General features: G+C 63.3%; 15 protein-coding genes. 4 read left to right on the forward strand and 11 right to left on the reverse strand.

Annotation, left to right across the window (positions count from 1 at the left end; genetic code table 11):
* Nucleotides 1-2 precede the first annotated feature (2 nt).
* Nucleotides 3-323 (reverse strand): transcription factor S, encoded by a 321-nt coding sequence (locus FR699_RS06170; protein ID WP_154551277.1) that lies wholly within the window; start codon nucleotides 321-323, stop codon nucleotides 3-5.
* Nucleotides 324-434: 111 nt separating this feature from the next.
* On the opposite strand from FR699_RS06170, the gene rpe reads away from it, so the two are divergent.
* A complete protein-coding gene (rpe, locus tag FR699_RS06175; RefSeq protein ID WP_154551276.1) occupies nucleotides 435-1,076 on the forward strand; it encodes a ribulose-phosphate 3-epimerase in 642 nt (213 codons plus the stop codon).
* Between the two features lie 43 nt (nucleotides 1,077-1,119).
* Here the strand turns inward: rpe and prs are convergent, their stop codons facing one another.
* Nucleotides 1,120-1,968, reverse strand: a complete 849-nt coding sequence (gene prs, locus FR699_RS06180) for a ribose-phosphate diphosphokinase (protein ID WP_158854751.1) — start codon at nucleotides 1,966-1,968, stop codon at nucleotides 1,120-1,122.
* Between the two features lie 116 nt (nucleotides 1,969-2,084).
* Here prs and FR699_RS06185 point away from each other — a divergent pair, with 116 nt between their 5' ends.
* Together FR699_RS06185 and FR699_RS06190 are read left to right on the forward strand one after the other, a co-directional pair.
* Nucleotides 2,085-2,768, forward strand: coding sequence for a triose-phosphate isomerase (locus tag FR699_RS06185; RefSeq protein ID WP_158854753.1), 684 nt, complete (start codon nucleotides 2,085-2,087; stop codon nucleotides 2,766-2,768).
* A 72-nt stretch (nucleotides 2,769-2,840) separates the two neighbouring features.
* Nucleotides 2,841-3,680 (forward strand): aldo/keto reductase, encoded by an 840-nt coding sequence (locus FR699_RS06190; RefSeq protein ID WP_158854755.1) that lies wholly within the window; start codon nucleotides 2,841-2,843, stop codon nucleotides 3,678-3,680.
* Nucleotides 3,681-4,075: 395 nt separating this feature from the next.
* Here FR699_RS06190 and fsa read toward each other — a convergent pair whose 3' ends face one another.
* The 9 genes from fsa to FR699_RS06235 all read right to left on the reverse strand — a co-directional run bounded on the left by fsa (nucleotide 4,076) and on the right by FR699_RS06235 (nucleotide 11,721).
* Complete coding sequence (gene fsa / locus FR699_RS06195; RefSeq protein WP_158854757.1) at nucleotides 4,076-4,732, reverse strand: fructose-6-phosphate aldolase; 657 nt, start codon at nucleotides 4,730-4,732, stop codon at nucleotides 4,076-4,078.
* Between the two features lie 45 nt (nucleotides 4,733-4,777).
* Nucleotides 4,778-5,710 (reverse strand): transketolase family protein, encoded by a 933-nt coding sequence (locus FR699_RS06200; RefSeq protein WP_154551272.1) that lies wholly within the window; start codon nucleotides 5,708-5,710, stop codon nucleotides 4,778-4,780.
* Nucleotides 5,707-6,585 carry a transketolase gene (locus FR699_RS06205; protein ID WP_154551271.1) on the reverse strand — a complete coding sequence of 293 codons (879 nt, stop codon included), beginning with the start codon at nucleotides 6,583-6,585 and terminating at the stop codon, nucleotides 5,707-5,709. The genes FR699_RS06200 and FR699_RS06205 overlap by 4 nt, the downstream gene beginning before the upstream one ends.
* A 70-nt stretch (nucleotides 6,586-6,655) precedes the next feature.
* The gene (locus tag FR699_RS06210) at nucleotides 6,656-7,102 is read right to left on the reverse strand and encodes a ferritin-like domain-containing protein (protein ID WP_154551270.1); all 447 of its coding nucleotides are present in this window, start codon (nucleotides 7,100-7,102) and stop codon (nucleotides 6,656-6,658) included.
* A 122-nt stretch (nucleotides 7,103-7,224) separates the two neighbouring features.
* The gene (locus FR699_RS06215; protein WP_158854759.1) at nucleotides 7,225-8,133 is read right to left on the reverse strand and encodes an AEC family transporter; all 909 of its coding nucleotides are present in this window, start codon (nucleotides 8,131-8,133) and stop codon (nucleotides 7,225-7,227) included.
* A 91-nt stretch (nucleotides 8,134-8,224) separates the two neighbouring features.
* Nucleotides 8,225-8,797 carry a UbiX family flavin prenyltransferase gene (locus FR699_RS06220; protein ID WP_158854761.1) on the reverse strand — a complete coding sequence of 191 codons (573 nt, stop codon included), beginning with the start codon at nucleotides 8,795-8,797 and terminating at the stop codon, nucleotides 8,225-8,227.
* Nucleotides 8,794-9,222 (reverse strand): aconitase X swivel domain-containing protein, encoded by a 429-nt coding sequence (locus FR699_RS06225; protein ID WP_158854763.1) that lies wholly within the window; start codon nucleotides 9,220-9,222, stop codon nucleotides 8,794-8,796. Before FR699_RS06225 ends, FR699_RS06220 begins: the two co-directional genes overlap by 4 nt.
* Nucleotides 9,222-10,400, reverse strand: a complete 1,179-nt coding sequence (locus FR699_RS06230) for an aconitase X catalytic domain-containing protein (protein ID WP_158854766.1) — start codon at nucleotides 10,398-10,400, stop codon at nucleotides 9,222-9,224. The genes FR699_RS06225 and FR699_RS06230 overlap by 1 nt, the downstream gene beginning before the upstream one ends.
* A gap of 19 nt (nucleotides 10,401-10,419) precedes the next feature.
* Nucleotides 10,420-11,721, reverse strand: coding sequence for a UbiD family decarboxylase (locus tag FR699_RS06235; protein ID WP_158854768.1), 1,302 nt, complete (start codon nucleotides 11,719-11,721; stop codon nucleotides 10,420-10,422).
* Between the two features lie 78 nt (nucleotides 11,722-11,799).
* On the opposite strand from FR699_RS06235, the gene FR699_RS13135 reads away from it, so the two are divergent.
* Complete coding sequence (locus FR699_RS13135) at nucleotides 11,800-12,102, forward strand: hypothetical protein (protein ID WP_199268292.1); 303 nt, start codon at nucleotides 11,800-11,802, stop codon at nucleotides 12,100-12,102.
* The last annotated feature ends 6 nt before the right edge of the window (nucleotides 12,103-12,108 follow it).

Here is a 12,108-nt window from a genome sequence, read left to right on the forward strand (position 1 = left end):
GGTCAATGGTCGTCTTCGCGCCACTTGTGGTCGCACTCGGTGCAGGTGAAAAACCGGGTTTCGGACTCGTCTGCGGCCCGGATCTGTTTCATCTCCCAGAACGCCCGATCGTTGCCACATTCCGGGCAGTGGGCGTCTGTCGAGGGGCGGGCGTCCTCTTCGCTCTCGCTGAGGTCGACAATTTCGCCTTCCTGCTGGCCTTGGGTCGTGACCATGCCATCTTCCGTGTCTTGTTTGCGGGTCTTCTCGGCACCGCAACTGCCACAGACCCACCGATCACCCTCGGTTTTCATCATCGAGCCGCAGTCGTCGCAAAATTCCATGTCCGGCGTATGCCAACAGACGGACTTAAGCCTCGGGATTCGATACGACCCGAGAGTCACCCTACCACGATAGATACCGTTTTACTGCCTCGTTTGCAATCCCGAGGTACCATGCGTATCGCACCGTCGATCCTCGCGGCCGACTTCGCCGATCTATCCGGCGCGGTCGAAGCAGTCGATTCAGTCGAACTGTTGCACTTAGACGTCATGGACGGCCACTTCGTGCCGAACATCTCCTTTGGGCCGCCGGTCATCGAATCGCTCCGGTCTCGGACGGACGTCTATTTCGACACCCACCTCATGATCGAACAGCCCGATCGCTACGTCGACGCGTTCGCGACGGCCGGTGCCGACAGGCTGACTGTCCACGCCGAAGCCTGTGAGGACACGGCGGCCGTCGTCGACCAGATCCACGACGCCGATCTGGACGCCGGCGTCGCGATCAATCCAGACACGCCGGTCGAGACGATCGAGCCCCTCCTTGACGACATCGACCTGGCGCTGGTGATGACCGTCCAACCCGGATTCGGGGGGCAGTCGTTCATGCACGAAACCGTCGAGAAAGTCGAGCGACTGGCCGCACTCAGCGACGTCGAGATCGAAGTCGACGGTGGCGTCGACAGCGAGACGGGGCCAGAATGTGCCACCGCGGGGGCCGATACTTTCGTCATCGGCTCGTCACTGTTCGGCCGCGAAGACGTCCCGGCAGCGCTGGCGGAACTGCGCGCGGCGATCGGCATCGACGCCGAGTGAGCAGTCTTCCGGGGGCGTCGTATACAGGAGCGTCAGAAACTGATTATTCTGCCAGTGCGTCAGCGATGGGTTTGGCAGCGCTGACCTGACTGATCGAGCGGTCGATCGTGTCGGTCGCGTACAGCGACTGGACACCAGCCCGGTGGAGTCTACTGAGCGCGTTTTCGACGAGCAGGGGGTGGATACAGGTGACGTAGACGCGACCGGTATCCTGGTTGTCGAGGATGTTGACTGCCTCGCTCATCGTCCCGCCGGTCGCGATCATGTCGTCGACGAGGACGACATCGCTGCCCGAGAAGTCCTTGCCTTCGGCCGTCATCTCGACTTCCGTCGCAGAGTGACGAATCTTCTCGAAGTTCTCGACGTGGCCGTCGCCGTAGGTGTCCCGGACGGAGTTTGCGAGCCATTCAGCGTCCTCGTCGGGACCGAGAAAGACAGGATCGGCGAGGTCCGCCGGCAGGGGTTCGGCCAGCTGCGGGGCGGCGTCGATGGGTGCCGAGGGTACGTCGAAGTACTCCAGTACGGAGATGTTGTGCGGGTTGACCGAGTAGACTCGGTCGGTGCTGGCGTTGATGGCGCGTGCGACCGCCCGTGCCGAGATGGCTTGCCCCGGCTCGAACAGCTTGTCCTGGCGGGCGTACCCGAGATAGGGGATCACCGTCACAACCTCGGCTGGCTCGAAAGCGTTGGCTCGCTCCTGGAGTTCCATCAGTTCGAGATGGGCACGCGCAGTGGTCGTCGAGCCGACCACGACGATCCGGTCGTCGTCCTCGACGGTCACGCCGTCGCCCGTCACAGCCGTCCCGTCGTCCTCGAGGTCGACCAGCGGTTCGCCCAGCTCGTCCGAGACACCCGTCGCGATCGCCTGCGCAGTCGACGTACCCGTGATCATGTATCTGACCCTTGTCCGGAGGGGCAATAAGACATTTCGGTTCGACCCGTCGACCAGCGGTTTGGCCGACTGTCCCGTAGAAACCGTTTTGTCCCTCACCCGGGAAGCCCGGGCGTATGAGGTTGCCCTATCCACATTTCCAGGTCAACTACAAGCTCTATCCGGGCACGGGTGGGTCCGATGGTCTCGAACTCGCGGGGATGATCGAACGGATCGCCACCGAGACCGACGGGACGTTCGTCCTCACGCCCCAGCTCCCCGACGTACGCCTGCTGGCACGGGAGACGGAGCTACCGGTCATCGCCCCAGCGGTCGATCCCGTCGATCCAGGACGCGGCATGGGGAAAATCCTCCCGGAGACGCTTTCGGATGGGGGCGCAGTCGGCGCCGTGATCAACCACGCCGAGAACCGCGATACGATCGCGGACATCCAGCGGAAAGTCGAGCGCTGTCGAGACGCGGGGCTCGATGCGATCGTCTGTGTCGACAGCGTCGAAGCCGGCCGCGCCGTTGCCCCGTTCGACCCCGACCAATTCCTCTTCGAGCGTCCCGATGACATCGGGGGGCAAGCCTCGATCACGCAGACTCACCCGGAACGGGTCAAGGCGTTTCTCGACATGCGGGACGCAAACGCCCCCGAGACGGCCGTCCGGATCGGCGGTGGGATCACATCCGCCACGGACGTTAGCCGCGCTTTCGACCTGGGTGTTGATGCGGTCGGCGCGGCGTCGGCGATCGCGACCGCCGAGAACCCTGGTTCGGTCCTCCGAGCGATCGGAGCGGCCGTGGCCGAGCAGTGAACCGGCGTGCCGGAGGCCGTCGCAGTCGAGCGGGCACGTTAAGGCCGGCCCGCTCGAAAATCCAGCCCGATTATGTCGATCCCGACCACCACGCTCCCGAGCGGCGACGAGCTACCAGTCGTCGGCAAAGGAACCTACGAGTTAGAGAGCGATGCGGTCAAAACGCCGGTCGAAACCGCCCTCGAGACTGGGTATACCCACGTCGATACCGCCGAGGGATACATGAACGAGGCATCTCTGGGCGAGGTCCTCACCGACCACGACCGTGGTGATATCTTCCTCACCTCGAAAGTCCTCCCCAAACATCTCAACTACGAGTCGGTGATCGAGGCAGCGAAGTCGACACTGGCCGAGCTGGGGACGGGCTATCTGGACCTGTACCTGATTCACTGGCCGAACCCGGCGATCTCCGTCCGAGAGACGATGGACGCGATGGCGACGTTGAAATCACAGGGGCTCGTCCGCAATGTCGGCGTTTCGAACTTCGATCGGTATCAACTCAGCGCGGCCCAGCACGTCAGCTCGGTGCCGATCGCCGTCAACCAGATCGAGTTTCACCCCTACTTCCAGCGGCCCGACCTTGTCGAGTACTGCCGAGACAACGATATCGTCATCGAGGCTGCGGCCCCCCTCGCCCGGACCGACGTGCTCGACGACCCGACGATTCAAGAACTCGCCGAGAAATACGAGCGGACGCCCGCCCAGATCGTGCTTCGGTGGGCAGTCGAGAAAGACGTCGTCGTCTTGCCGCGTTCGACATCTCGGGAACACATCGAGGAAAACATCGCTCTCTTCGAGTTCGAACTCGAAGCGGCCGATCACGCCCGTATCGACGACCTCGACCGTGGCGAGCCAGTCTACGACGACCGAGCCCGCTCCTGGGACGACGACGTCTGGGGCATGGCAGAGTGAGCAGCCACTGGGCACAGATTCCCTCCCAATCACGCCGATTTCGACGAAGCCAAAGCGCGCGCCGCCGTCCGCTCCGTTGAGTACTTCCACAGCCCGGCCGTAAGCGTCGGCGATCGTCTCGACGGCGACGTCACTCTCGCGTTCGAGCATATCGGCGACCAGCGCCGCCAGACTCGAATCGTCAGCGTCCAAAACGTTTCTCGGTGCCGATTCGTCTGCCACCACAGGCGACAGTGCGTTAGTGGCACCCAGTAAAAAGACCGTGCGAGACCCTCGCCTATATGCCGGGATCGGAAACCCGACACGATCGATATACGGGAGTCAGATCAGCGGATCATCGGACGGTCGAGAAAACGGCACAGCAAGCCGAGACGGCAACAGAGAGTCAGACGGGTCTACTTCAGGGCGGGACTCTCGCGGTCGCCCCAGTCGTCGAGGAAGGCCTCGAGGCCGCTGTCGGTGCGGGGGTGATCGAACATCGCGTCGGCGACATCCGGCGGCAGCGTCACGATATCCGAGCCCGCCTTGGCGACCGCTTGGACGTGGCGGGGGTTCCGGATCGAGGCTGCGAGGATGTCGGTCTCGAAGCCGTAGTTGTCGTAGACAGTCCGAATGTCCTCGATGAGGCCGACGCCGTCGTGGCCGTTGTCGTCTAGCCGGCCGATGAACGGCGAGACCATCGTCGCGCCGTTCTTCGCAGCGATCAACGCCTGGTTGACCGAGAACACCAGCGTGATGTTGGTCTGGACGCCTTCCGCCGTCAGCGTCTGCAAGGCCTTCATGCCGTCGCGGGTCATCGGCAACTTGACGGCGATATTGTCGCCCCAGGTATCGTATTCTCGGGCTTCTTCGAGCATGCCTTCATAGTCCGTGGCGATCACTTCGACGCTGATCGGCCCGTCGACGAACTCGTCGAGCTCGTCGATGATGTCACGGTACTGGCGATCGGTCGAAGACACCAGCGACGGGTTCGTCGTTACCCCGTCGACCAGTCCCAGCTCGTCGGCTTCTCGTACCTCGTCAACGAACGCCGAATCGATGTACGTACGCATAGGTATCCTTTATTAGGCGACTGCCACAAAAAGGCCTTTCGACGTTCAGGCCAGCAGCTCTTTGGCTTCTTCGGCGATCGCGTCGCCAGTGAAGCCGAAGTGTTCGTAGAGATCGAGCCCGTTGCCCGAGGTCCCGAACTCGTCGTCGATGCCGACACGGGTCATCTTCGTCGGCTGTTGCTCGGCCAGTACTTCCGCAACAGCACTGCCCAGCCCACCGATGACGCTGTGGTCCTCGGCGGTCAGGACTGCGCCGGTCTGTTTGGCGGATTCGACGACCAGCTGTTCGTCCAGGGGCTTGATCGTCGACATGTTGATCACACGAGCGTCGATGCCAGCCTCGGCCAGGATATCGGCGGCCTCCTGGACGACGTGGACCATCGCGCCGTGGGCGATGAGCGTGATATCTCCACCGTCTCGCAGTACCTCGCCTTTGCCGATTTGCGGTTCGTAGTCGTCTTCGTCGTGGATGACGGGGATCGACTCACGAACCAGTCGGAGATAGGCAGGGTCGTCGTCGTCGGCGAGTGCGGTGACGAGCGCGTTCGCCTCGACGGCGTCCGCGGGCGAGATGACACGCAGATTCGGGAGCGCACGATACGCCGAAATGTCTTCGACCGTCTGGGCGCTCGGGCCGTCTTCGCCGGTGATGACGCCGGCGTGGCTACCAACGACCGTCACGTTCTGTTTCGGACGGGCGATCTGCTGGCGGACTTGCTCGAAGCCACGCTGTGAGAAAATCGCGAACGTGTTGGCAAAGACCGGATGCCCCGTCTCGGCGATCCCCGCAGCAGTGGCAAAGAGGTCCTGTTCTGAGATGCCGACGTTGATCCAGCGTTCGGGGTACTCGTCGCGGAACCAGCCCCCACGCGTGGACTTTGCCAGGTCGGCGTCCATGACGATGAAGTCCTCGCGTTCCTCAGCCTCACGCAACAAGCCGTTCCCGAAGCCGTTCCGGGTCGAAATCTTCTCACTCATTGGTCCACCTCCACATCGGCAGCGTCGAACCCAAGCTCGTCCATCGCCTCCTCGAGTTCATCGTCGGTGATCGCACCGGCGTGATAGCCGTTGGGCTGGGCCTCCATGAAGTCGATCGGATGGCCTTTGACCGTGTTGGCGATCAACACTCGCGGACCATCAGTCTCGTTGATCTCTTCGAAGGCCGCGGCGATCTCCTCGAAGTCGTGACCGTCGACTTCCCAGGTGTCCCACCGGAAGGACTCGAACTTCTCGGCCAGCGGGTCGATCTCCATCGTCTCGGCGACGGGGAGGTCGTTTTGCTTCTTGTTGCGGTCGACGATCGCGACGACGTCCAGTTCCTTCTCGCCGGCGGACATCGCAGCTTCCCAGATGTTGCCTTCCTGAACTTCACCGTCGCCGAGTACGACGTAGACATCGAAATCGTCGTCGTCGTACTCTGCACCCAAGGCCTGCCCGTTCGCGTACGAGAGGCCCTGGCCGAGCGATCCAGAGGGGAATTCGACGCCCGGCACTTTCGGTGAGGAGTGTCCCGGCAGTTCGCCACCAAGGCGGCGAAACTCCTCGTTAGGGTCACAATCGATGAAGTCGTAGCGATCCAGCAGCGCGTACAGCACGGGGCAGGCGTGGCCTTTGCTGTAGACGAGCCGATCTCGGTCCGGGTCGTCCGGCTGCTCGGGGTCGACGTTCAGTTCTTCGTTGTACAACCAGAGTAGAAACTCGACGGCCGACAGCGACCCGCCAGGATGGCCCGACTGGGCCGCATAGACCATCTCGATGATGTCCTTGCGGACGGCCGGTGCCGTCTGGCGATACGACTCGATTCGGTCGGCAAGATCGCCGTCAGGCGCTTGATCAATAGACACGGTATTCACCGGTACCGGATTGCCACTCTCCGGAGTAAAATCTTCCCTTTACAGCCTGTCCGATCGGCCCCGGGTCGATTCAGGCGAAGTCCTGCCGGTAGCTAAGGAATTCCGCCCGGTGGGCCTGTTCGTCCGCGAGCAGTTCCGTTGCCAGGTCCTCTGTAACGGGGTCGTTGGCTGCTTCGGCGGCCTCGATCAGTGCTTCGTAGGTCTCGATGGCATCTTCCTCGGCTTCGATAACGCCGTCGATGACCGTCAGGACGTCGCTCCCTTCGGCCGGGGGCTGAAGGGAGTCCTGGTTGGCCTCGAAATCGGCCGATGCCGGCGGCACTTCGCCGTAGTATCGGAGCCGGTAGCCGAGTTCTTCGGCGTGATGGAGTTCCTCTTCGACGTCCTCTTTGAGCGATTCGGCGACGATCTCACCACGGACCGTCTCGAGATAGGTCCCGTTGGCCAGGTAGTTCATCGCGGTCTCGATCTCGTCTACGTACGCTTTTCGCAGCAGGTCGACAACGTCGTCTGACATACAGGTAGAAAACAGGTCGAGCACATATAAATGGAAAGCGTCCGCTCCCAGCGACTGGGAACGACGAGGGCGGCGACAGAACACGTTCGGCCGCGGGGCCGACGGTCGAATCGACCGATAGCTCAGGGTGCGAATGCGATCAACGCCGAAAGTGTGATCGCCGAGGCCACTGTCGTGAGAAAGACGTTCACCGAAGCCAGACGACGATCACCACCCATCTCAGTGACGTAAATGAACGTCGAGACGGCCGTCGGCGCACCGAACATGACGACTACCGTCCGGAGTGTGGCAGGTGTGGCCCCGACGGCGAGCAAGACCAACCAAGCGACGGCAGGCATGGCGAGCAGTTTCAGCGCCAAGACGCGCCCGACGATCGAGCGATCGAAGTCGATCGATTCGAGTTCGATCGAGCCCCCGACACAGAGGAGCGCGATGGGCAGGGCCGCCTCGGCAACCAACGCGATACCCGCGGCAGGCCGGCCAGTGACGGCGAAGGGTGCTTGCGAGACTGCGAGTCCGACGAGCAACGCGATCAAGACTGGGTTCGTTACCAGTCGCCCGAGTTCATCCCGGACGTTCGTCCCAGCGCCAGTGATCCGGACGAGGAGCATGACCGTCAGCGGAATCTGGACCAGGGCACCGATCCCGAGGACGACACTGCCGATAGCCGCCGCCCGCTCGCCAAGCGCACTCGCCACGACCGGGAGGCCAATGTAGCCCAAATTGGTGTGATAGGACTGGACTGTGGCCGCCGCTCGTGCGGATGGCGAATCGAGTCGTCGATGGACCACCATCGCAATCACCGCCGTCACCGCCACGAGGGCGACCACGCCGACTAGCAGTCGCACCGAGATGATTTCGCCCAGGGGTTCGTCGTGGGTCGAATCGAACACCAGCGCTGGGAGGACGACGTAGAAAGCGACACTGTTGAGCCACCCGACGCGTCTCGCGGTCAAAATGTCACCTGTTCGCAATCCCACACCGACTGCAAGCAGCCCGATCATCACGACGAGCCGGGTCAGCACGTCCATCGAACAGCACTCGACGACGAAGACGCTTGGGCCTTGCCAGTTAGAGGCGACGTAAGTCGCACCACAGACCCGTCGCTGGCCGTTTGGCCCCTCACTCGGGGGGCCAGGCGTCGTAGCAGTCGTGGTCGAGGTCGAAGCGTTCGAGGACCTTCCCGACGACGTGATCGAGGAAGTCGGCTGGCTCCTGTGGATCGAAGTAAAATCCCAACACGGGGGGCACGACGTCGACGCCAAGCTCCGCGAGTTTCGTCAGGTTCTCCAGATGGCGCTGGCTCAGCGGCGTCTCCCGAGGCACGACGACGAGTCGACGGCGTTCCTTCAGCGTCACGTCGGCCGCCCGTGTCACCAGCGAGTCCGAACGACCGGTCGCGACGGCCGCGACAGTGTTCATCGAGGCCGGGACGACCACCATCCCGTCGGTATCGAACGAGCCCGAAGCGATCGGCGCCCCCACTTCGCTCTCCCCGTAGAGTTGCTCCGAGGCCGCTCGCAGCCGCCCCATCGTCGCCTCGCGGGACCCCGACTCCTGAGCCATCACCGACTCGGCAGCCTCGGTCACGACGGTGTGAACCGCGCCGTGTTCAGCCAGAGCCTCGACGGTCCGGACGGCGATCGGGATGCCCGAAGCACCCGTCACGCCGACGACGAAGCGCGTCTCGGTCATTGTCGACGTATCTCGCCCGCATCGGCGTCGACCTCGACTGTCTCGTCGTCTTCGAGCGTTTCGAGGGCCACCTCAGGCGAGTCCAGACAGGGAATCTCCCCGAGGATCGCGCCCGTGGCGACGATGGTCTCGGTCTCCTCGTTGACGATCGCAGCGGGCGCACAGCCGTTGTTCGCCAGCCCGTAGAGGACGTAGGAGCCGACCGTCGAACCCTTTCCGCGCGGGAAGACCAGCACTTTCCCCGCAATGTTCTCACCCTCAAGCGGGTGGCCATCCTCGATGAACTCACCGGTGTCGGGTTCGACCGCGCCGTAGAAACTGATCGGGACGGGCGAACGGAGGACTTCACCACGGCCGATTCCTTCAGTGATCGGTTCGGCGTCGATCGCACCGTCTGCCGTCTCGTTGGTCGATTCTGCTGTCATCACTCGGTCACCTCCGCGAGCAGCGTCTCCTTGTCGTTGAACGCTACGTCCTGGTTGCAAAAGCCGGGCAGATACGTCGCGGCCTTCGCGGAGTCGGTTGCGCTGGATTCATAGCCCAGTTCCTCGATCGGCGAGACGACGTTGCAGGTGTCGGCAAGCACTTTCCCACCGGCCGCTTCGATCGTCTCGGTCAGCCCATTCCGGTCGGCCCAGGTCTTGACCGAGGCGCTCGTACAGACCCACAGATCGCTCGTGAGGCTCTTGCCCTCGACGGTCGCCGCGACGTCCTGAATCTCCTCGGGCGAGCAGTGTGGACACCCGATGACCACAAGCTCCGGATCGTCCGCGGTCGTGAGTTCCGCGTACTCCTCGGTGAGTTCGCCCTCGCCGAAGGTCACTGTCTCGACGTTCTCCGGGGGCTCCATTTCGGTCGTCACGCCCTCGAGGAAGTGCAGCGCGACCGCGCCGGTGGCGGCCATCGCCGCACCCAGGGCCTTCAGATCGTCCGTCCCGCCCGAATCGACCCCAGTGAAGTACGGCTTGCCGTCCTCGACGAGTCGGCCCGTCCAGGAGCCAAGCGCTGCGAAGTCGGCCTGGCTCTCGATGTCGGCCTCGACATCGATGCGATAAGTCGGCTGGCGATTGTCTTCCAGGTGCAGACCGTACTTCGGTGTCCGCCCGGTGATCGCCGCGGCCAGCGCCGAGGGACCGCCCTCGCGGTTGGTTTTGGCGCCCACGACGCTGTTGACGAAGGAGACGGCCGAGGATTCGGCCCACGCGACGTGCTGGCCGCGCCGCGGGAGGTTGCCCGCGAGATACGGCGTACACGTAAACGAGAGGACGATCCCCATCTCCTTGAGGGCGTCACGAATACGCTGCTGTTTGTCGGCGAAAGCCTCGTCGATGCCCAGTTCCTCCCAGCGCTCGAAGTCCATCCCGGCGGGGTTGGCGAACGTCGGGACCGACGTTTCGGCACCCTCCTCGGCGAATCCCTCCAGAAACTCGACACCGGGGTCGCCGATCGACTTGTAGGAGATGCCCGAGGCCTGGGCGGACTCGATCTCGATCATCCCCTCGGCGCCGTAGATATCCCCGAGTTTGACGAGCAGTTCCATCGCCTTCCGGACGGCGTCGTTGTCCGATTCGAGTAAGTCTTCCTCGTGCTGTGTCAGATGCATGATTGTGTTGTCCGGTAGGTCACTGATAGTCGGCGAGATCGATCTCCTCAGCGCCAGGGACCGTCACCTCGGCGAAGTCCGCCCGGTCACGATTGCCTGGCACCGTCGCGTCGACGATCCACTTCGCAAGCGTTCCGCGATCGTAGTCCTGTGACGGATCGAGCGACGATCCCTTGGCGTTCTCGATCACGGTGATGTCCTCGTCGGGCTGCATCCGGGTCGCAGTCGCCCACTCGACGGCTGCCGGATCGGCCGGATCGATATCGCTGTCGACGACCGTGACCTTCTTCATCGAGGGGTGGGCCGCAAGCGCGGCCATCCCCGCGTTCTTTGGATCCCCCTCGCTGCGCTTTTCGAGCTGGACGACCCCGTGCAGCCACGAACACCCACCGGGCGTCAACACGACGTTCTGGACCGTCGGGACGGTGTTCTCGACGATCCGGTAGATCCGGGGCTCCTGTGGGATACCCATGAGGTGAGCATGCTCAGTTCGGCCGGGGACGATGATCCGCGCGTAGGGGTCGGGCCGCATGTAGAGGTCCGCGACCGTCACGACAGGTTGAGAGCGCGTGCGATCCCACGTCCGGGAGAGATCCACGAACGGCCCTTCCTCGGCCCGCTCGTCGGTGATCGTCGCCCGCATGACGATCTCGGCGTCGGCCGGCACTTCGATCCCGTCGACCGCAGCGGTCGCCAGGTCGCCATCGAGCAGGCGATTGGCCAGCGCGAGTTCGCTCTTCTCGGGCGCAAACGACGTGGCGGCCGCCAACTCGACCGCCGGATGGACACCCATCACGACCGCGACGTCGAGCCCGCCCTCGGTTCGGGAGTAGATGTCGTGGAGGTGGCGCTCGACCAGGCGCATGACGAGTCGATTCCCTTCCTCGAACATCATTCGGTGGAACGAGCAGTTGGTGACACCAGTCTCGGGATCCTCGCTGATCACGACCGAGGAGGCGAAGTACTGGCGTTCGTGCTCGTCGTAGAACACCGGAATCGGCACGTGTTCGTCGATGGTCGGCTCGCTCGCGACGTGCTCGAACGAGGGGGCGGCCGTCTCCTCGATGGAGAGCGGATCGTCCATCGCCGAGCCCATCGCGTCGACGATTGCCGAGGGCTCGACGTCGAGCGCCCGGCCGATCATCTCACGGGAAGCAAGCGTGTTGGCCACCGCGCGGACGTTCTGATACCCCTCGACGTCATCGAAGACGGTCGGCTGGGATTCCTCCTGGACAGCCAGCGCCGGGAGTTCGAACCGTGGATCGACTTGCTCAGTGAGGGTCGTCCGCTCTTCGTCGTTCAGAAAGGCTCGTAAACCCATAGTGAGCGGGCGTTGCATGCCAGCCTATTCATGTCCCCGGGCGCACTCCCGCAAAGTGAGAACGGGCCTAGACGACCGATGGGAGACTTACCCGCGGGAACGTTTGTAGGTTGGCCTCCCGAAGCAGGCCGTCTGACCGACCTGCGCTACTTGCCGGATACAGACGACATGACGGCACTCGAGGCGACGGTCGTCGATGTCCTGAAGGACCACAGCGACAGTCACCACGGGATCGACTTCGAGCCCGCTGACTTCGACATGTGTCCCTGTGGCGAGACTCATGTCGACCGGACGGCCGAGAACGGCCCGATCGAGAGAACGAACCGCTTGTCGAAGAGGGTTGACGTGGAGCGAATCGAGTTCGAGCTATGTGAGGTGTGACGAGCG

Source organism: Halorhabdus sp. CUG00001, assembly GCF_009797925.1.
In the GTDB taxonomy this organism is placed as follows: Archaea; Halobacteriota; Halobacteria; order Halobacteriales; family Haloarculaceae; genus Halorhabdus.